Raw genomic sequence first — 17,858 nt, 5'->3', positions numbered from 1 at the left:
AATGAAAAAATACTTTTACCTACTATTATTTGTAAACGCTATCGTTTTTGCACAAATTCCAACAGGATATTATAATTCTGCAACTGGAACAGGTTACGCACTAAAAACGCAATTGAAAACAAGAATCACTACAGGTCACGTAGATCAAGGTTATGGTTCAATTTGGGGATTGTACACGCAATCTGCTTTTAGAGATAACTACTATGAGAATAATGGAAGTCTTTTGGACATGTATTCTGAAAAACCAACAGGAATAGATTCTTATGAATATACAAATACTTCACAACAATGTGGTTCTTATGGTGCAGAAGGTGATTGCTATAACAGAGAACATCTTGTGCCACAATCTTACTTTGATGGTTTTCAAGTAGATCCAATGAAAAATGACCCATTTCATGTAGTTCCATCTGATGGAAAAGTTAATGGTGATAGAAATAATTTACCTTTTGGTATTGTAGCCTCTGGAACTTATGTTTCTTCAAATGGTTCTAAAAGAGGTACCAACACAGTAAATGGTTTTTCAAACTACACTGGAACTGTTTTTGAACCAATTGACGAATTCAAAGGTGATATAGCTAGAGCTTACTTCTATTTTGCTACACGTTATGAAGACTTTATGGATGACTTCTACAATGCTGCCAATGCAAGTACTTGTCAAGCTAAAAATATGTTCGATGGTTCAACAAATAAAGTTTTTAGCGATAGTTTTATTCTGTTATTAATTAAATGGCATAAACAAGATCCTGTTTCTCCTAAAGAAATAGCTCAAAATAATGCCATCTATAATTATCAAGGTAATAGAAATCCTTTTATCGATAATCCAGCATATGTTTGTTCTATTTGGAGTGCTCAATGCGCAACAGTTGATGCTCTTTCAGTAGATTCATTTGAATTATTATCAAACATAACTGTTTATCCAAATCCTTCAAACGAACAAAAAATTAATATTACAAGTGCTGTTTCAATTGAAACTATCGAACTTATAAATATTAACGGACAAATTATAAATGAAGTGAAAAATCCAATATTTGAAAGCAATACTTTCACAATGGAGAATTTACCTCAAGGATTTTATTTCCTAAAATTAACTTCAGGAAATCAATCTGTTACTAAGAAAGTTATTATCAACTAATAAGTTTCAACCCTATAAAAAAAGACCTTTAGAAATTTCTAAAGGTCTTTTTTTTATTCTTCTTCCTCAGAGGCATTTGATTTGGAATAGTTTCTCCATTTTTCAATACAATCTGCCATATCTTTGGGTATTTCTGTATCAAATCGCATCATCTCACCAGTCTTTGGATGAATGAAACCAAGTGTTTTAGCATGAAGTGCTTGTCTTGGTAATGTTTTAAAACAATTGTCTATAAACTGTTTGTATTTAGTAAAAGTGGTTCCTTTCAAAATAAGATTTCCACCATAACGCTCATCATTAAATAAGGTATGTCCAATGTGCTTCATGTGCACACGAATCTGATGCGTACGACCAGTTTCTAATTTACATGAAACTAAAGTAACATAACCAAATCGCTCTAAAACCTTATAATGAGTAACCGCATGCTTTCCTATTTCAGGATCAGCAAAGACAGCCATTTGCATTCTATCTCTAACGTGACGTGCTATATTTCCTGTTACCGTTCCTTCCTCTTCTTTTACATTTCCCCAAACCAAGGCAACATATTCTCTTTCTGAAGTTTTATCTTCAAATTGCTTTGCCAAATGCGTCATAGCAGCTTCAGTCTTGGCAACAACCAAAAGTCCTGAAGTGTCTTTGTCAATTCGATGCACCAATCCTGGGCGTTCTGAACTGTTTAAAGGCAAATTTTCAAAATGAAAAGCCAAGGCATTCACCAAAGTTCCTGTGTAATTTCCATGACCTGGATGTACAACAAAATTTGGCGGTTTATTAATCACTAATAAAGCGTCGTCTTCATAAACTATATCTAAAGGAATATCTTCAGGATCTACCCTATTTTCAAATGGCGGATGTGCTAATAAAATTCTAATTACATCAAGTGGTTTTACTTTATAATTAGATTTTACTGGAACATCATTTACATAAATATCACCATTGGAAGCCGCATTTTGAATCTTGTTTCTGGTGGCATTCGGAACCATCAACATCAAGTACTTGTCAATTCTTAGAAATGCTTGACCTTTAGGAACGTCAAACCTGTAATGTTCAAAAAGTTCTTCTTCAGGTTCTTGTAAGTCACTATTATTGCTCATTCGGAATGGTATCTATTGGAGTTTCAGTTTCAATAATTGAATCTATCTCAGTTTCATCAAAAACTACTTTTCCATCACCAAGAACTAAGTCTATCTTGGTAGCTTTATATACTTTCTTTCCTGATTCAATTTTCTCGCCATTAATCCACATTTCACGAACCATATCTTTACCAATGTAAGGTATATATCTAATAGTTCCGACTTGTAATCCAAGTGCTTTCAATGTTGGAACAGCTTGTCTGTAAGTCTTTTCTATTAAATCTGGAACAGCAACCATTTTGAAAGTTGAGGCATTTAATTTTATATAAATGGTTCTTCCTCCTTTTACCTTAGAACCAGCAGTTGGTTCTTGTTGCACTACTGTAAGTTTAGGAAATTGTGGTTGATAATCAACCGTATCAATAATTTGGTAATCCAAATCTAATTCGTCTAATTTTTCTTCAACTTGTTCTGGATTTAATTTTGCCAAATTGGGAACTGTAATTTCCTCACCATGATTGGTAATAAAAGTAATCCAATGAAAAAACAAATAAGCCAAAACTGCTATTATTGCTAATGCTGCCAGACCTTGAGCAAAAAACACACGACTAGTAAGATATTTACGTAAACTCATAAATAAAATTTATTTATCGCAAAGATATAATTTTTAGTTTCAACAATTGTGCTAAATTTGTATTGTATTTAAAATAAAATCAAATGAACGTAGCCGTTGTTATGGGTGGATATTCGGATGAATCTGTAATATCTTTAAGAAGTGGTCAATTAATCTTAAACAATTTAGACAAATCAAAATACCAAGTATTTGAAGTTCACATCCTTTTGAACGATTGGTATTGCCTAATTGACGGAACAAAATACCCAATAAACAAAGCTGATTTTTCATTCACAAAAGACAACCAAACCATCAAATTTGACGTTGTTTCAAATACAATTCACGGAACTCCAGGCGAAGATGGACACATGCAAGCCTATTGGGAATTACTAGAAATTCCGTACACAGGTTGCGGATTTTACCAATCGAGTTTGACTTTTAACAAACGTGATACGCTTTCGGTTTTATCAAAATTTAATATCCCAAAAGCCAATTCTATTTATTTATCAAAAGGTGATGCTATTGATGGAAACGAAGTGGCAAAAGAATTAGGTTTGCCGTTCTTTGTAAAACCTAATCAATCCGGAAGTTCTCTCGGCGTTTCCAAAGTAAATTCACTAGAAGATTTTGATAAAGCTTTAGCCTTTGCTTTCGCAGAAGACAATGATATTTTGATTGAATCCTATTTAAAAGGAAGAGAAGTTTCGGTTGGTGTTATCAAATATAAAGGTGAAACCAAAGTTATGGGAATCACCGAAATTTTATCTGAAAATGATTTCTTCGATTATGAAGCCAAATATTTGGGCAAATCGGAAGAAGTTACGCCAGCGAATTTATCTGAAGAAATTAAAAATAGTGTCGAAGAAACGGCTAAAAAAGTCTATGAAGCACTTGGAATGTCAGGTTTTTCGAGAACTGATTTTATCATTATGAATGACGTTCCGCATTTTATCGAAATCAATACCAATCCGGGTTTATCGCCACAAAGTATTTTTCCACAACAAGCTGCCTACTCAAATATGCCGATGAGTGATTTGCTAGATAACGAAATTAGTTTAGCTTTACAAAGAAAACTAATTTGGAAAAAGTAGAACAGTTGTCAGTTCTCAGTTCTCAGTTAACCGACAACCGATAACCGATAACCGATAACCGAAAACCAATAAAAAAAACTAACCAAAACCAAAACTATGATTTTTTACGGAACAAAAGCAAGCAACATCAAAAACGGACAAGTAATCAATGTAGATTGTCCACATTGTGAAACCAATACTTCAATGAATTACGCCGTTTTCGGTAAGTATGCTCATGTTTATTGGATTCCGTTTTTTCCAATTGGAAAAACAACTGTAGCTGAATGTAATAATTGCAAAAGAACCTTTGAATACAGTGAATTACCACAACCTATTCAAACAAAATTGGACAGAGAAAAAGAAAAAGATGGTGCCAAAACTCCAATTTGGATGTTTTCAGGATTAGGAGTTGTTGCTGTTTTAGTTGCCATAGGAATTTACAGTTCTGGTGAAACCGAGAAAAAAGAAGCAGAATATTTAAAAGCTCCAAAAGCTGGTGATGTTTATGAAATGAAAATTGACAACGGTCATTACAGCACTGCAAGAGTTGATAAAGTAGATAAAGACAGTGTATATGTGACCTTCAACGATTATGAAACCGACAAATCATCAGGTATAAATGATATCGATGTTGAAAAAAATTACTCTATTTTCAGAGGTTCCTACACAAGACAAATGATTCAAGATCTTTATAAAAAAGACACCATTTTTGCAATAAATCGAGATTAATTTCACTTAAATATATTTTAATAAATTTCAGTAAAAGAGATACTGAAATAAATTCAGTATAAAATGAAAAAAGCAATATTTCCAGGTTCTTTTGATCCTATTACAAATGGTCATTACGACATTATTAAAAGAGGCATTTCGCTGTTTGATGAAGTCATTGTAGCCATTGGAATCAATGCCGAAAAAAAATACATGTTTTCCCTTGAAGACCGAAAACGCTTTATCGAAGAAGCTTTTAAAGACGAACCCAAAGTAAAAGTAATCACTTACGAAGGTTTGACGATTGATTTATGCCGAAAAGAAAAAGCCGAATTCATCTTACGTGGATTGAGAAATCCTGCCGATTTTGAATTTGAAAAAGCCATTGCCCACACCAACAGAAGATTGTCTAAAATTGAAACCGTGTTCTTATTAACCGCATCCAAAACCTCTTACATTTCCTCAAGTATTGTGCGCGATGTATTGCGAAATGGTGGCGATTATACCGTTTTAGTACCAGATTCTGTGAGAATTTAAACAGATTGCTGATTACAAAATACTATTTAAAAAGCTAAAAGTTAGAACTAATTTTTAGCTTTTTTTTATGGAATGTGGAAAACCGTAATTTTTGTAGAAACTTATTTTATATATTTACGATTAATTACAAACGCTTACAAATAATTGTAAATGTTTGTTTGTGGCGCCTATATACAAGTTGTGTGCAATACAACCCAAAAAACGACAACTGAAAATTAATAACATAAATGGCAAAAGAGAATAATTTTATTGAGGAAAATATTAATATTTATATTGATTATGATTTTATTACGATTGAACAGTATTCATCAATTATAAAAGCAATAAATGAAATATACAAAGAGATTGTTACAACTTGTATATATCAAGATTACGATGATTTAGACTATCCTTTTCTTAACTTTCCTCCATACAATATACCGCTATGTTTAGAAGAAATAAACACAGGAAATTCTATTACTACAAAAATCACATTAGAAAATAGATTTTTTCCCAGTTTTACAATAGAGAATGGCGAAGTTTTAAAAATTGTATTACCAAAATGGACTGCAACATTGATTTTAGCAGGTATGGTTGGAACATACGGAATAGACAGATATGAACAGTATTTAGATATTCGTGTTAAACAATTAGATGTAAAAATTAAAGAAAAAGAGTTGGCAGAGAAACCCGCAGAAGGGAAGTTACACGAAGAAACAAAAAAAGAAATTCAAAAACAATCGGAAAAACTTCAAACTATAAAGAAAAAAAATAATCATCATTATTCAAGAATTCAACAAAATTATTATTTGATTCAAACTCAAATCCAACAAACAAATATAAATATTGTAGAAATTAACGGAGATATCATTAAACAAAACGATTCTATAGAATAAAGTACTGCACACAACACACGCTACAAGCGATTTGGGTTTTAGGCTTAATTTGAAGTTGGTTTTGTATTTGGGAATTTTGGCTAATCCGAAAAATAGCGCTAATTTAGTCCCAAACCGCTTGTAGCTCGGGAACGTTAGCAGCAACTATATATACATATTATGAAAATAAACATTAATAATTTTAGAAGTTTTGATAATCAACAATTAAATTTTTCAAGAGTTAATATTTTAATTGGGGAGAATAGTGGTGGAAAAAGTTCATTATTAAAATTTCTTTTGGCTTTAAAACAAACTATTGATACTCCATTAGAAAGTAATCTGAAACTTAGGGGAGACTATACTGATTTAGGTAATTATCAAGAAGTTGTAAAGGATAAGGTAAAGACAAAAAAAATAAATTTTGGCTTCTCGGATTCAGTTAAATACTTAGAATACTTTTTAAATTCAATAAATAGATTTGAAAAAGAAAATGATAAAATAGAAAACAAAACAATCACTGATCTTTTAAATGAAGTATCTGAAGCTGAGACTTCTATTAAATTCACATTAAGTTCTCTACTAAATAATCATAAGAGTATTAGTACTACAATTAGCAACGATGTTTTTGGGAAAATAATTATACATAGTAAAAAAATTGATATGTATGATACGCAAAGAGAGTTATCATCATCCATTGTTGTCAAATTTGATAATTTTGAGGTTGAAATCCCAAATTGTCTTACCTACAAAGAAGGATTCTTTACATTATTTGATAGTGAAATTAGAAAAAAAATATTCTCATTAAATATTACTAACCAATATGAAATTTATTATAAAATAATTTTTCTATTGATATTTCAAAACTATTGTATGGAATATATTGATGGAATACGCTTTGCTAATCCAATAGGGAACTCACCTAAAAGACTATACTTTCAAGAAGATAAAAAATCAAACTATAAGTTAATTGATATTGAAAAGTTAATCAATATACTCGGAGATCCAAGTTTATCACAAAAAGAGTTTAATAAAAAAATAGCGTCACTAAATGAAGTGATTAAAAAGTCAGGTATAGCTGAAGAAGTTAATATTACAAAAAACAAAGAGTTGTCTGTTTTGGCATTAAATGTTAAAACTAAAGGATTTTGGGCAAATATTACAGATGTTGGCTATGGGGTCTCCTTACAACTTCCAATTCTTTTTCAAGCTATCTTATCTGAAAAATTTACCAATAATGTTGAAACATTATTAATTGAACAACCGGAAGTTCACTTACATCCTTCATTACAATCTAAATTTATCGACACATTATTAAGCATTGGAAATAAAAATAGATACTTTATAGAAACTCATAGTGAGCATATTGTAAGAAAACTACAAATATTGGTTAAAAATAAAGTTTATAAATTAAAGCCTGAAGATATAACTATTCATTATTTTAAAAGGACAGAAACAAAATTTGAAATTACCGAGCATAAAATAGATAAAAATGGAAAATTGATTCCAAACTTTCCAACTGGATTTTATGATAATAGTTATAATTTAGTAAAAGCTCTTCTTTAAAATGACCGTTTTACCCTCTTTAGATATTTTTGAAAAATATGTTTCAAATTCACGAGATAGAGCATTTAGTGATATAAATAGCATTTTTTTTAATGAAAATATTGACATTCTAATTACTTCAAATTATCTAGATTTATTAGAAATGAATCTAGATAATTTTGATTTGATCCAGGCATTAACTTTAGAACTATTTGATAACGATAGAATTGCAAATGATTTAATTGATAATGAAATTCAAGATACATATGAAAATTTTTACGAAAAGCTTTACATTGACAATGTTGACAAAATTGATTGCTTATTCGCAATAAATATTAATGAAAATCCAAACATTAATCATTATAAATACTACACAAGAAATAAACAAACTAAAAGCAAGGAATATTTACTTTTTGAATTATTAAAATCAAATATTCTATCTTTTCATCATTATGATTTTAACTCAAATGCAGAAATTCAAAACCTTATAAAAAGAGTTTTCAGTATGCCAAAAAATTTAAGTAGAATTTTAATTTACAATAGATATGCAGAGAGTAATTATTTTACTTTTTTAAAAAATAAATCAATTCACTATTTCAATTTAATCCCTTCCGCGAGTAAACATCAAAGAACAACAGAATATATTAGAATAGAAAATGATTTAAAATTAAATCTAGGTAGAAACGTAATTTTGAAATCTACTGATGACTTAACAAAACTTCATGAGCGCAAAGTCCTGTATAATCATTTTATTTTGACTTTTGATCAATCATTTGATAATACTATCATTACCGATCATAGTTGGAAAATTGATGTAGAAATTGACAGAAAAATTTGTATGCAAGAATGGAATAAAAAGCACGGATATTTTGTTCGATTAACTTAAACATAGCTGCAGCTAACATCTGCTAGCGTCAATGGCGAGGTCAGAGCTAATCAGGAAAGTACGCTGGTTAAATAAAGTTTTGGTTATATTTGTAAAGACTTAGTCTTGATCCATCGCCACTTCTTGAAATCGCAAAACGTTGTTAAAAGTTATATAAACACCTTAGTATAATAAAAATGAAACTTAATTTAAAATTTATTTACATATTTATCTTAACGACAACTTTAAGTTTTGCACAGAATGAAAATGATAATCTATTCAAAACAAATGAAATAGCAATTGTAACCAAAAATGATTCTATAAATCTTGATGAATTTAAAGGTTTAATTCTAATTCCGGCTGGAATTCAATTCAGACAATATTTTGAAACCATAAAATATTTTGATAAGTTCCAAACATTTGAAGAATTCGAAAAAGAAATTAAAAAATCAGAATTTAAAAAAGAAGTTGGAGATTTTTATGGAAAAGATGGTCTAATCAATGCTTATACAAAATACAAAAAATTTCTTTGTCTATTCATTTCTGAGGAAAAAGATAATATTGTTAAAATGAGTTTGTACAAACCAGACACAAAAGAAATATTCACAGTTACTGGAAAATCAAAAACAAATTACATTGGTATAAGTGCAGGAACCAAAAATGTTTCAGATGAAACATATAAATCAATGTTAAATGAATTAGTGAAATATATAAAAGCAAATTCTGAAACTTATTAGAAGTTAAACACCTACTCCTCTTTCTTAACAACCTTCCTTGCAACCTCAATTTTAAACTTCTTTCCTTTCATTTTTTCATCACGAATGTTAGAAAGAAACTCTTTTACTTTATTCGATTTTACGGCAGCAAACGAAATGAAATCTTTTACTTCAATCAAACCCAAATCACCTTTTTCTAGTTTTCCTTTTTGAGAAAAGAAACCTACAATGTCAATTTTATTCAATTTGTTTTTCTTTCCGCCACTTACATAAATCGTTTGAAATTCGGGTGGTTTTGGTAAAGTGGTTGCATTTTCTACATTTAAAACAGGCATTTTATAATCTAAATAGTCCATTTTTTTCTCACTTTCGTGCGCAATAATGTAAGCCGTTCCTGAAGCTAACATTCTAGCTGTACGACCATTTCTATGAGTAAATTCGTCTTCTTTTAAAGGCAAATGATAATGAATAACGTGCTTCATTTCGGGAATGTCTAATCCACGAGCCGCTAAATCGGTTGTGATTAAATAACTCACACTTCCGTTTCTAAACTGAATTAAGGCGCGTTCGCGTTCGTCTTGATCCATTCCGCCGTGATAATAGGTTGAATAAATTCCTTTTTCGTTTAACGTGTCGCTTATACGTTCGGCTGCATCACGATGGTTGCAAAAGATAATCGCAGCTTCCGATTTTAAAGAACAAAGCAAATTGAATAACGAATTGATTTTGTCTTTTTCTTTAGAAACGACCATTTTCAAACTCAAATTGCTACTCGAATCTTCCGTTGGAATAAAATCCAAAACCGTCGGATTCAAAACGCGTGTATATTTCGGAATTTCAATATCGGAAGTCGCCGAAACCAAAACGCGTTTGTTCAACTTGTTCAATCTTGAAATGATAAAACTCATTTGCTCATGAAATCCCAATTGCAACGACTTATCAAATTCATCCAAAACCAACGTCTGAATGGCATCTACAGCAAAAGTTCCTCTGTCCAAATGATCAGCAATTCGACCAGGTGTTCCAATTAAAATCGCCGGTGGATTTGATAAATTCTTAATTTCCGTTTCAATAGAATGTCCACCATAACAAACATTTACTTTGTAATCGGTGCTCATTTTTTTCCAAACTTGTTCGATTTGCAAACCCAATTCACGCGATGGAACTAAAATTAAACATTGAACATCTTTACAAGTATCGTCCAACATTTGAAAAATGGGTAATAAAAAAGCTAACGTTTTTCCAGAACCTGTTGGTGAAAGTAGTAAAACATTGGCATCGTTCAAGATGGTTTCTTGAGCTGCAACTTGCATTTCGTTGAGTTCCTCAATACCTAAATTAAGAAGAACATTATTGGAATGTGGATTTTTATTCATTTGGCAAAGATAAAGCCAATTATGAATTAATAATTATGAATTACGAAATACTAGTTGGAAAAAGTTAATTACTTTTGAAAATCTAAAAAAAATTACACCCATGCGTTTTATAAAAATTGCTTTCCTCCTATTTACGACAGTTCTTTTGGCTCAAAATGATACAAAATACACTACTTATTTTGAAAAAGGAAATGGCAATCAAAGTGCTGATTATGAAGAAATACTTCGTTATTATGAGCAATTGGATTTGGATTTTGAAAGCATTCAAGTTCTAAATATGGGTGAAACCGATAGTGGCGAACGCTTGCAAGTAGTGATTTTCAATCCTGATAAAGTATTTGATTTGAATTACTCTTCTTCCGAAAAAAGCATCCTATTAATCAATAACGGAATTCACGCCGGCGAACCAGACGGAATTGATGCGACCATGCAATTGTACCGCGATTTGGCTTTAGGAAAAATCAAAGTGCCAAAGAATGTGATTGTGGTTGCGATTCCGGTTTATAATATTGGAGGTTGTTTGAATAGAAATTCGACAACACGTGTCAATCAAGATGGTCCAGAGGAATATGGTTTTCGTGGTAATGCCAGAAACTTTGATTTGAACAGAGATTTCATCAAATCAGACACCAAAAACACGCATAGTTTTTATAAAATATTCCAAGAATTTAATCCCGACATTTTTATAGACAATCACGTGAGCAATGGCGCAGATTATCAATATACGTTGACGTACATCATGACCGAACCTAAAAAATTAGGAACTGCTTTAGGCGATTACATGAAAAACGAATTAACGCCATCGATTATAAAAGATTTACAACAGAAAAAGATAGAAACCACACCTTATGTAAACGTTTGGCACGGCACACCAGACGAAGGTTTTCAGCAGTTTTTTGAAAGTCCGAGGTATGCTACAGGTTATACTTCGTTGTTCAATACGATTGGTTTTGTGGTAGAAACGCACATGTTGAAAAATTACGCAAGTCGTGTGAAAGCAACTTATGAGTTTATGGTTTCTACAATTAATTTTGCTGATAAAAATTATAAAACCATAAAAGCCAAACGATTAGAAAATCAAAATCAATTTCAACCGAAAAGTGATTACACAATCAAATGGGAAATTGATACGACTAAAATTTCCAAAATTCCGTTTCTTGGTTACGAAGGAAAATACAAAAAAAGTGATGTAACTACAGGCAAACGTTTGTATTACGACCGAAAACTTCCGTTTACAAAATACATTCCTTTTATGGCAGATTATAAATCGGTTCAAACAGTAAAAATTCCGGATGCTTATGTCATTCCACAAGGATTTTGGCCTGTAATTGATCGTTTGAAAGAAAACAAATTAGAATTCAGAAGATTAAAAACCGATACGATAATTGAAGTAGAAAGTTATAGAATTGCCGATTATAAAACTGCGAAAAATGCTTACGAAGGTCATTATCCGCACAACAGTACAAAAATTGTAAGTTCTAAAATAAAAATGAATTTTAGAAAAGGTGATTATTTGTTCAAAACCGACCAAATGGGCGTGAAATTTCTAGTAGAAACCTTAGAGCCAGAAGCGATGGACAGCTTTTTCAATTGGAACTTTTTTGACACGATGTTACAACAAAAAGAAGGTTATTCCGACTATGTTTTTGAAGATTTAGCGAATGAGTATTTGAACAAAAATCCAGAGTTGCGAGCGAAATTAGAACAAAAGAAACTAGAAGACAAAGCTTTTGCAGAAAACCCAGAAGCACAATTGGATTGGGTTCATAAAAATTCTATTTATTACGAAAAAGCGCATTTGCAATATCCTGTTTATAGGATAATGGAGTAATCTTTTTTTACATTTAACTACATCCATAAAAAAATAATGGCTGAAATAAAATTATACAAATCAAGCGGAAAAGGGTTTAAAATAATTGCTCTTTCATTGCCTTTTGTAATAATTGGTATTTGGGTGATTTTAAAAGAACAAAATGGAACTTTTGATTATTATATGGGTTGGTTCACAACATTGTTCTTTGGCTTAGGAATTCCAATTGGAATATTTACACTCTTTGATAAAAGAGTACAAATAATTATTAATGAAAATGGAATCTACGATAAAACATTAAAACAAGATCTAATAGAATGGGACTATATCATTGAAGCTTATCCATTAGATATTTATGACCAAAAATTCATTTCAATAATAGTAAACGAAGCTTTTGATAGTGAAACCAAACAATATAAATGGGTAGAAAAATTAAATGAAATAATTGGTGCACAGAAATTAAATTTAAATTTAAGCCAAATAAAAGTTGATGAAATAAAACTTTCAGAATTGATAAATAAATTAATTCATTCCGAAAAAAATGAAAGGTCCAATCACATTAGAATATTTTTGTCAAATCAAAAATTAAATACAACAATTGACTTTAATAATTATCTTCTATACTTATTTATACTAATCATTTTATTAGTTGCATCATTGAGTAATTTCATTGCTTTCATGACAATAATAGTAATAATGGGATGCTCTGCGTTGATTGCAAAATGGTACAGCGGCACAAATAATAAATCTTTACTTTACAAATGGTCTAAAATAATGACGTTTTTATGTTTTATTAATATGATTCTATTATTGCTTGTATTTGAAATTTATGATGCTACATCAAATAAAATTGGAATAAAAATCACCAATGAAATTGAAGTTCACAAAAGCAAATTTGGAAAATATCCAAATGAAATTAAGAGTATCATCGAGAAACAAGATTTTAACTTGCTACAAAGTTACATTGCAAATAAAATTGAATACAATATTGATGGACAAGAATATTTACTTGAGCTTGAATATTTAAATCACAACAAAAAAGAATTTGACAAAGAGTTCAAAGAATGGTATTGATGTGTTGTTGTAATGAATTACAACTTATTTTGAAATAATTTTAACAGCCGAAATTTTATCGGTTTCTATTCGAATTCCTTCACAAATTGAAAAACCATTTTTAAGGTAAAAATGCAATGGTGAAACATAAGAAGTTCCGTCTGATTTTAGGTCGTTATTATGATCAATAACCCAACCTGATAGCTTACTTTCAATAAATTTCAAATGATTTAATAATTGCGTTCCGAAACCTTGATTTTTAATTTTAGAATTGATGATGATGGCAAACCATTTTTCGTTTTCTCTTATAAATGTTATCGCCCAACCATGAATTTCATTGGAATCGTTATAAAGAAAATAATGATTTACATCAACTAAATTGTTCAGATAAGTTTCTAAATCTTCAATAGAATTATACGAAATTTTCTCAGGATACTCGTCATTCCAAATTTGGAAGATGATTTCCTTTTCTTCAATTGATAAATCAGATTTTGATACTATTTTCATTTTCTTCCTCAAACAACAATTTGATATTTTCGTACGAATTTTTCAAAGCCTCTTGAACATCTTCAGGTTTTAACCAAACCGCTTTTTTTATTCCTTCTTCTTTTTGAGGTGTCAGTTTGTCTTCAAAGTCGGTTCTCATTTCAAACCAACTAGTAATCTTTAGTCGGTAAACACCATTACGTTTAAAAACATGATACGTTTTTTGAAGTTTTTTAGTGATTTTCAAACCTTGAACACCTGTTTCTTCTTCCACTTCTCTTATCGAGCAATCCTCAATTTCTTCACCTTTATCGCAACCGCCTTTTGGCAAATCCCATTTTCCGTTTCTAAAAATGAATAAAACTTCACCATTTTTATTGTAAACCAAACCGCCACCAGCTTTTTTTACAGGGATTTTTTCCTTTACTTTTTTCAGAATTTCCTTTTCGTCAGGATAATACAAATAAGCTTTATTAATCTTATTGTTGAACATCTTTATAATAAGCTGTTCAATGTCAACACTTTCAAGCAAAAACAATTGAAAGTCGGTTTCCTTTGCGACTTCATTTGTTAAAAAAAGTGGTTTATCGTTCACAAAAACTTTATACATTTGCAGTATGATTTTTAATAAAGAAACAGCCGAAAAAACAGCCGAATTGCTTTTACAAATAAATGCAATTAAATTGAATCCGTCAAATCCTTTTAAGTGGGCTTCGGGCTGGAACTCACCTATTTATTGCGACAATCGTCTAACGCTTTCATTTCCAGCGATTAGAAATTACATTCGCGATGAATTTTCTAAGCAAATTGAAGAAATTTATGGTAAACCAGATGTCATTGCAGGTGTTGCAACCGGCGCAATTGGCATTGGCATACTTGTTGCAGAAGAATTAGGACTGCCATTTGTGTACGTTAGACCAGAGCCAAAAAAGCACGGAAGACAAAATCAAGTGGAAGGTTTTTTACAAAAAGGTCAGAATGTTGTTGTAGTTGAAGATTTGATTTCGACAGGAAATAGTAGTTTGCTTGCTGTTGAAGCTTTGAAAGAAGCCGGTGCCAATGTAAAAGGAATGTTAGCTATTTTCTCTTACGGATTTGATGTTGCTGAAGAAAACTTCAAAAATGCAAATGTAAATTTGAATACATTAAGCAATTACGAACATCTTTTGGAACTTGCTGTAGAAAAACAATACATTACAGAAGAAGAACAAAAAACATTACAAGAATGGCGTAAAAGTCCATCGACTTGGAGTGTTTAACAATATAAAAATGATTTTTAAAAAAACTATTTTAATTGCCTTATTATCACTTTTACTTACAAGTTGTTCAACTAGTTTAGTTAATTTTACCACTCTTAGTAATAAAGAAACAACAATTACTAATCAAGTTGGTGTAAGAGTTAGTGGAAGTGCTAAAGTGTTTTTAAAAAGTAAAAAAGAAGCTATAGACGAAGCAATTGAAAATGCTCTAAAGTCCGCTGGTGAAGGATATGACATTCTAATAAATGGTACCATTAAAATTAAAATGCATTTATTTTACACTGAATATATTGTTGAAGGAACTGCTATAAAATCAAAAGATACTATTAAATAAAAATATATAATGAACTTAGAAAGTCCAAAAGTTACTGTAGAAAAATCGGCTGAGTATTTATACACTCAATTGTCTGATGTGAAAAATTTTGAAAAATTAATGCCTGAGAACATTGCTAAATTTGAAGTTCTTGGTGATGATATTTTCAACTTTGGTTTGAAAGGTATGCCAGAAATCAAATTACGTTTGAAAGAAGGTGTTCCACATTCTAAAGTGAATCTTGCTGCGGCAAGTGACAAACTTCCTTTTACATTAGTGGCAAGTATTGATACTGTTTCTGATAATTCTAGTGAGGTAAAATTAGATTTTGAAGGTGATTTCAACCCAATGATGGCGATGATGATTAAAGGTCCGATTTCAAAATTCATTGAGACTTTGGCTGAGAATATGCACAAGTTGTAATTGAATTTTATACTTTATATAAATGAAAAAAACATTATTAGTTTCATTATTACTATTTTCAATTACAATCATCTTTGCACAAGAAAATAATTCTCAAGCTGGTGGACCTCCAAAATTGACAGAATTGATAGGTTTTTGGAAGAAAGTTGAAATTCCCAACGAAGAAAGTATAAATCAAGTAAATCCTTGGCCACAAAAATACCAATGGTTTGCCTTTTACGAAAATGGAAAAGTATATTCTATGATGTCTGATAAAGATTATGATTATACATCAAAAGAATTAAATGAAATTTTTAAAGTTCTACCATCTGAAAAAACTCCAAACTATACTTTAAATGGGCAATTTTTGAGTATTGATAACAAAGAAACTAAAGATTATAAAGAAATTTGGGGAGTAAATTTATTTGCAATTGATGTAAATGAATTTCTAAAAAAAGGTAACTTAATAATGTCCTTAGACGATGGAAAAGGAAATGTTATTTACTACAGATTGTTAAAAAAAATTGATTGATGTTAATTTTTACAATACATGAATTATAATTTCATAATAAAATAGAAAAACCTCGTATCTAATTCGGTACGAGGTTTTTCATTTTAAAGAATCTATTTTAAAACTAAACTAATTCTTCTTGATTACTAAATTCTGAAATCAATGTTCTTTGTAAATCAAATGGCACAGCTTCATAATGATCAAATTTCATATTAAATCTTGCTCTTCCTTGAGTCAATGAACGCAAATCGTTACTAAATTCATGCATTTCTGCATAAGGAATTTGTGCTTTTATAATTGAGAATTGTCCTTCTGCATCCATTCCTTCTACAACAGCTCTGTGTGATTGAATAGTACTCATTATAGAACCTGTAACTTCTTCAGGAGCATGAATCTCAACATAATAAAATGGTTCTAATAATTGTGGATCTGCATTATGAAAATTTTCTTTAAATGCCATCATTCCTGCCAATTTGAATGATAAATCATTGCTATCAACAGTGTGCATTTTTCCATCATAAACAATAACTCGCACATCACGAACATAAGAACCTGTAAGCGGACCTTCGTGCATTTTATCCATAATTCCTTTCATAATGGATGGATGAAAACGAGTATCAATAGCACCACCAACGACACAATTATAATATACTAATTTTCCACCCCAAGGTAAATCGTGTTCTTCTTTTCCACGAATATTGTAACCTGTTGGCTCGTCAATTCCTTCGTACCAAGGTTCAATTTTCATAGAAACTTCAGCAAATTGTCCGTTTCCACCAGATTGTTTTTTGTGTCTGTAAACCGTATCCGCACTTTTACGAATGGTTTCTCTGTAAGGTATTTTTGGAGTTTTAAAATCAACCGATAGTTTGTAGGCATTTTCCAATTTCCATTTGATGATTGCCAAATGCAACTCACCATGACAATGCAATAAGGTTTGTTTTAATTCTGGAGAAACTTCAACTTTTATAGTTGGATCTTCTTCCACTAATTGATGTAACGCCATTGATAATTTTTCTTCTTCACCTTTTTTAGTGCCTTCAACAGCAATAGTTAGCGTTGGATTTGGAAACTGAATTGGAAAAATCTCAATGTGTTTTCCTTTTTCGTGAAGCGTATTATTGGTATGCGTATTTTTTAATTTTAAAGTAGCACCAATATCTCCAGCAACCAATTCTTGAACAGGCGTTCTTTTACTTCCTTCTACTTCATAAAGCTGATTGATTCTCTCTATTTGGTCAGTATTTTCATTGGTTAATTCATCACCAACTTTAATTTTACCTGAAAGTACTTTAAAGAAACTTAAATCACCAACATGAGGTTCTGATAAGGTTTTATAAACAAAAATTGAGGTAGATTCGTTTTCATCGCAAGTAATTTCTTTACCGTCAACTGTTTTTTGTTTAGGCATTTCGTAAGCTGATGGACAAACATTATCAATAAATCCCATAATTCTTCCGCTTCCCATATTCTTTTTGGCAGAAACACAGAAAATTGGAAAAATCTCATGTTTTATCAACGAATGATGCAATCCTAAT

At 30.7% G+C, this 17,858-nt stretch carries 20 protein-coding genes; 14 read left to right on the top strand and 6 right to left on the bottom strand.

Translation table 11 applies throughout. The features are described 5' to 3' along the window. Position 1: 1 nt before the first annotated feature. On the top strand, positions 2–1,132 hold the full coding sequence (locus ACIQ06_RS11355; RefSeq protein WP_396146404.1) for an endonuclease: 1,131 nt from the start codon (positions 2–4) through the stop codon (positions 1,130–1,132). A gap of 53 nt (positions 1,133–1,185) precedes the next feature. On the opposite strand, the gene ACIQ06_RS11350 is transcribed toward ACIQ06_RS11355, so the two are convergent. Both ACIQ06_RS11350 and ACIQ06_RS11345 read right to left on the bottom strand, forming a co-directional pair. Further along, on the bottom strand, positions 1,186–2,226 hold the full coding sequence (locus ACIQ06_RS11350) for an RluA family pseudouridine synthase (protein ID WP_396146402.1): 1,041 nt from the start codon (positions 2,224–2,226) through the stop codon (positions 1,186–1,188). Then, positions 2,216–2,839 carry a PASTA domain-containing protein gene (locus ACIQ06_RS11345; RefSeq protein ID WP_396146400.1) on the bottom strand — a complete coding sequence of 208 codons (624 nt, stop codon included), beginning with the start codon at positions 2,837–2,839 and terminating at the stop codon, positions 2,216–2,218. Before ACIQ06_RS11345 ends, ACIQ06_RS11350 begins: the two co-directional genes overlap by 11 nt. 83 nt (positions 2,840–2,922) lie before the next feature. Here ACIQ06_RS11345 and ACIQ06_RS11340 point away from each other — a divergent pair, with 83 nt between their 5' ends. The 7 genes from ACIQ06_RS11340 to ACIQ06_RS11310 all read left to right on the top strand — a co-directional run bounded on the left by ACIQ06_RS11340 (position 2,923) and on the right by ACIQ06_RS11310 (position 9,131). Beyond that, positions 2,923–3,909 carry a D-alanine--D-alanine ligase gene (locus ACIQ06_RS11340; RefSeq protein ID WP_396146398.1) on the top strand — a complete coding sequence of 329 codons (987 nt, stop codon included), beginning with the start codon at positions 2,923–2,925 and terminating at the stop codon, positions 3,907–3,909. Positions 3,910–4,005: 96 nt separating this feature from the next. After that, positions 4,006–4,617 (top strand): zinc-ribbon domain-containing protein, encoded by a 612-nt coding sequence (locus ACIQ06_RS11335; protein ID WP_396146396.1) that lies wholly within the window; start codon positions 4,006–4,008, stop codon positions 4,615–4,617. Positions 4,618–4,680: 63 nt separating this feature from the next. Beyond that, complete coding sequence (gene coaD, locus ACIQ06_RS11330; RefSeq protein ID WP_298141470.1) at positions 4,681–5,133, top strand: pantetheine-phosphate adenylyltransferase; 453 nt, start codon at positions 4,681–4,683, stop codon at positions 5,131–5,133. Positions 5,134–5,360: 227 nt separating this feature from the next. After that, positions 5,361–6,008 (top strand): hypothetical protein, encoded by a 648-nt coding sequence (locus ACIQ06_RS11325; protein WP_396146394.1) that lies wholly within the window; start codon positions 5,361–5,363, stop codon positions 6,006–6,008. A 159-nt stretch (positions 6,009–6,167) separates the two neighbouring features. Beyond that, positions 6,168–7,550: a DUF3696 domain-containing protein gene (locus ACIQ06_RS11320; RefSeq protein ID WP_396146392.1), complete on the top strand. Its 1,383-nt coding sequence runs from the start codon at positions 6,168–6,170 to the stop codon at positions 7,548–7,550. Position 7,551: 1 nt separating this feature from the next. Then, entirely contained in the window at positions 7,552–8,415 is an 864-nt protein-coding gene (locus ACIQ06_RS11315; protein ID WP_396146390.1) for a hypothetical protein, read from the top strand. Positions 8,416–8,591: 176 nt separating this feature from the next. Then, a complete protein-coding gene (locus ACIQ06_RS11310) occupies positions 8,592–9,131 on the top strand; it encodes a hypothetical protein (protein WP_396146388.1) in 540 nt (179 codons plus the stop codon). Between the two features lie 11 nt (positions 9,132–9,142). Here ACIQ06_RS11310 and ACIQ06_RS11305 read toward each other — a convergent pair whose 3' ends face one another. Continuing rightward, positions 9,143–10,486, bottom strand: a complete 1,344-nt coding sequence (locus ACIQ06_RS11305) for a DEAD/DEAH box helicase (RefSeq protein WP_396146386.1) — start codon at positions 10,484–10,486, stop codon at positions 9,143–9,145. 100 nt (positions 10,487–10,586) lie between these two features. On the opposite strand from ACIQ06_RS11305, the gene ACIQ06_RS11300 reads away from it, so the two are divergent. Together ACIQ06_RS11300 and ACIQ06_RS11295 are read left to right on the top strand one after the other, a co-directional pair. Then, the gene (locus ACIQ06_RS11300) at positions 10,587–12,317 is read left to right on the top strand and encodes a hypothetical protein (protein ID WP_396146384.1); all 1,731 of its coding nucleotides are present in this window, start codon (positions 10,587–10,589) and stop codon (positions 12,315–12,317) included. A 36-nt stretch (positions 12,318–12,353) separates the two neighbouring features. Then, complete coding sequence (locus ACIQ06_RS11295) at positions 12,354–13,370, top strand: STM3941 family protein (RefSeq protein ID WP_396146382.1); 1,017 nt, start codon at positions 12,354–12,356, stop codon at positions 13,368–13,370. 24 nt (positions 13,371–13,394) lie between these two features. On the opposite strand, the gene ACIQ06_RS11290 is transcribed toward ACIQ06_RS11295, so the two are convergent. Next, complete coding sequence (locus tag ACIQ06_RS11290) at positions 13,395–13,856, bottom strand: GNAT family N-acetyltransferase (protein ID WP_396146380.1); 462 nt, start codon at positions 13,854–13,856, stop codon at positions 13,395–13,397. Then, entirely contained in the window at positions 13,834–14,445 is a 612-nt protein-coding gene (locus tag ACIQ06_RS11285) for an NUDIX hydrolase (protein ID WP_396146378.1), read from the bottom strand. Before ACIQ06_RS11285 ends, ACIQ06_RS11290 begins: the two co-directional genes overlap by 23 nt. Before the next feature lie 7 nt (positions 14,446–14,452). On the opposite strand from ACIQ06_RS11285, the gene pyrE reads away from it, so the two are divergent. Genes pyrE through ACIQ06_RS11265 form a run of 4 tightly spaced genes read left to right on the top strand, consistent with a single transcriptional unit; the run spans position 14,453 to position 16,341 of the window. Then, complete coding sequence (gene pyrE / locus ACIQ06_RS11280) at positions 14,453–15,094, top strand: orotate phosphoribosyltransferase (protein ID WP_345091279.1); 642 nt, start codon at positions 14,453–14,455, stop codon at positions 15,092–15,094. A 10-nt stretch (positions 15,095–15,104) separates the two neighbouring features. After that, the gene (locus tag ACIQ06_RS11275; RefSeq protein WP_396146375.1) at positions 15,105–15,428 is read left to right on the top strand and encodes a hypothetical protein; all 324 of its coding nucleotides are present in this window, start codon (positions 15,105–15,107) and stop codon (positions 15,426–15,428) included. A 9-nt stretch (positions 15,429–15,437) separates the two neighbouring features. Further along, entirely contained in the window at positions 15,438–15,830 is a 393-nt protein-coding gene (locus ACIQ06_RS11270; protein ID WP_396146373.1) for an SRPBCC family protein, read from the top strand. A gap of 22 nt (positions 15,831–15,852) precedes the next feature. Next, positions 15,853–16,341 (top strand): hypothetical protein, encoded by a 489-nt coding sequence (locus ACIQ06_RS11265; protein WP_396146371.1) that lies wholly within the window; start codon positions 15,853–15,855, stop codon positions 16,339–16,341. Between the two features lie 103 nt (positions 16,342–16,444). Here the strand turns inward: ACIQ06_RS11265 and ACIQ06_RS11260 are convergent. Beyond that, on the bottom strand, positions 16,445–17,858 hold a 1,414-nt coding region (locus tag ACIQ06_RS11260; protein WP_396146369.1), incomplete at its 5' end, for an elongation factor G.

Origin of the sequence: Flavobacterium sp. (genome assembly GCF_044341265.1) — a bacterium.
Classification (GTDB): domain Bacteria; phylum Bacteroidota; class Bacteroidia; order Flavobacteriales; family Flavobacteriaceae; genus Flavobacterium.
The sequence above is the reverse complement of the archived record's forward strand: the minus strand, read 5'-3'. Positions and strand labels throughout refer to the sequence as shown.

What these genes read in the sequence shown, in the direction of transcription:
- ACIQ06_RS11285 (WP_396146378.1), bottom strand. Translation starts at nt 14,445, where the DNA reads ATGTATAAAGTTTTTGTGAACGATAAACCACTTTTTTTAACAAATGAA.
- pyrE (WP_345091279.1), top strand. Translation starts at nt 14,453, where the DNA reads ATGATTTTTAATAAAGAAACAGCCGAAAAAACAGCCGAATTGCTTTTA.
- ACIQ06_RS11350 (WP_396146402.1), bottom strand. Translation starts at nt 2,226, where the DNA reads ATGAGCAATAATAGTGACTTACAAGAACCTGAAGAAGAACTTTTTGAA.
- ACIQ06_RS11265 (WP_396146371.1), top strand. Translation starts at nt 15,853, where the DNA reads ATGAAAAAAACATTATTAGTTTCATTATTACTATTTTCAATTACAATC.
- ACIQ06_RS11270 (WP_396146373.1), top strand. Translation starts at nt 15,438, where the DNA reads ATGAACTTAGAAAGTCCAAAAGTTACTGTAGAAAAATCGGCTGAGTAT.
- ACIQ06_RS11355 (WP_396146404.1), top strand. Translation starts at nt 2, where the DNA reads ATGAAAAAATACTTTTACCTACTATTATTTGTAAACGCTATCGTTTTT.
- ACIQ06_RS11295 (WP_396146382.1), top strand. Translation starts at nt 12,354, where the DNA reads ATGGCTGAAATAAAATTATACAAATCAAGCGGAAAAGGGTTTAAAATA.
- ACIQ06_RS11305 (WP_396146386.1), bottom strand. Translation starts at nt 10,486, where the DNA reads ATGAATAAAAATCCACATTCCAATAATGTTCTTCTTAATTTAGGTATT.
- coaD (WP_298141470.1), top strand. Translation starts at nt 4,681, where the DNA reads ATGAAAAAAGCAATATTTCCAGGTTCTTTTGATCCTATTACAAATGGT.
- ACIQ06_RS11300 (WP_396146384.1), top strand. Translation starts at nt 10,587, where the DNA reads ATGCGTTTTATAAAAATTGCTTTCCTCCTATTTACGACAGTTCTTTTG.
- ACIQ06_RS11315 (WP_396146390.1), top strand. Translation starts at nt 7,552, where the DNA reads ATGACCGTTTTACCCTCTTTAGATATTTTTGAAAAATATGTTTCAAAT.
- ACIQ06_RS11340 (WP_396146398.1), top strand. Translation starts at nt 2,923, where the DNA reads ATGAACGTAGCCGTTGTTATGGGTGGATATTCGGATGAATCTGTAATA.
- ACIQ06_RS11325 (WP_396146394.1), top strand. Translation starts at nt 5,361, where the DNA reads ATGGCAAAAGAGAATAATTTTATTGAGGAAAATATTAATATTTATATT.
- ACIQ06_RS11310 (WP_396146388.1), top strand. Translation starts at nt 8,592, where the DNA reads ATGAAACTTAATTTAAAATTTATTTACATATTTATCTTAACGACAACT.
- ACIQ06_RS11290 (WP_396146380.1), bottom strand. Translation starts at nt 13,856, where the DNA reads ATGAAAATAGTATCAAAATCTGATTTATCAATTGAAGAAAAGGAAATC.
- ACIQ06_RS11275 (WP_396146375.1), top strand. Translation starts at nt 15,105, where the DNA reads ATGATTTTTAAAAAAACTATTTTAATTGCCTTATTATCACTTTTACTT.
- ACIQ06_RS11335 (WP_396146396.1), top strand. Translation starts at nt 4,006, where the DNA reads ATGATTTTTTACGGAACAAAAGCAAGCAACATCAAAAACGGACAAGTA.
- ACIQ06_RS11320 (WP_396146392.1), top strand. Translation starts at nt 6,168, where the DNA reads ATGAAAATAAACATTAATAATTTTAGAAGTTTTGATAATCAACAATTA.
- ACIQ06_RS11345 (WP_396146400.1), bottom strand. Translation starts at nt 2,839, where the DNA reads ATGAGTTTACGTAAATATCTTACTAGTCGTGTGTTTTTTGCTCAAGGT.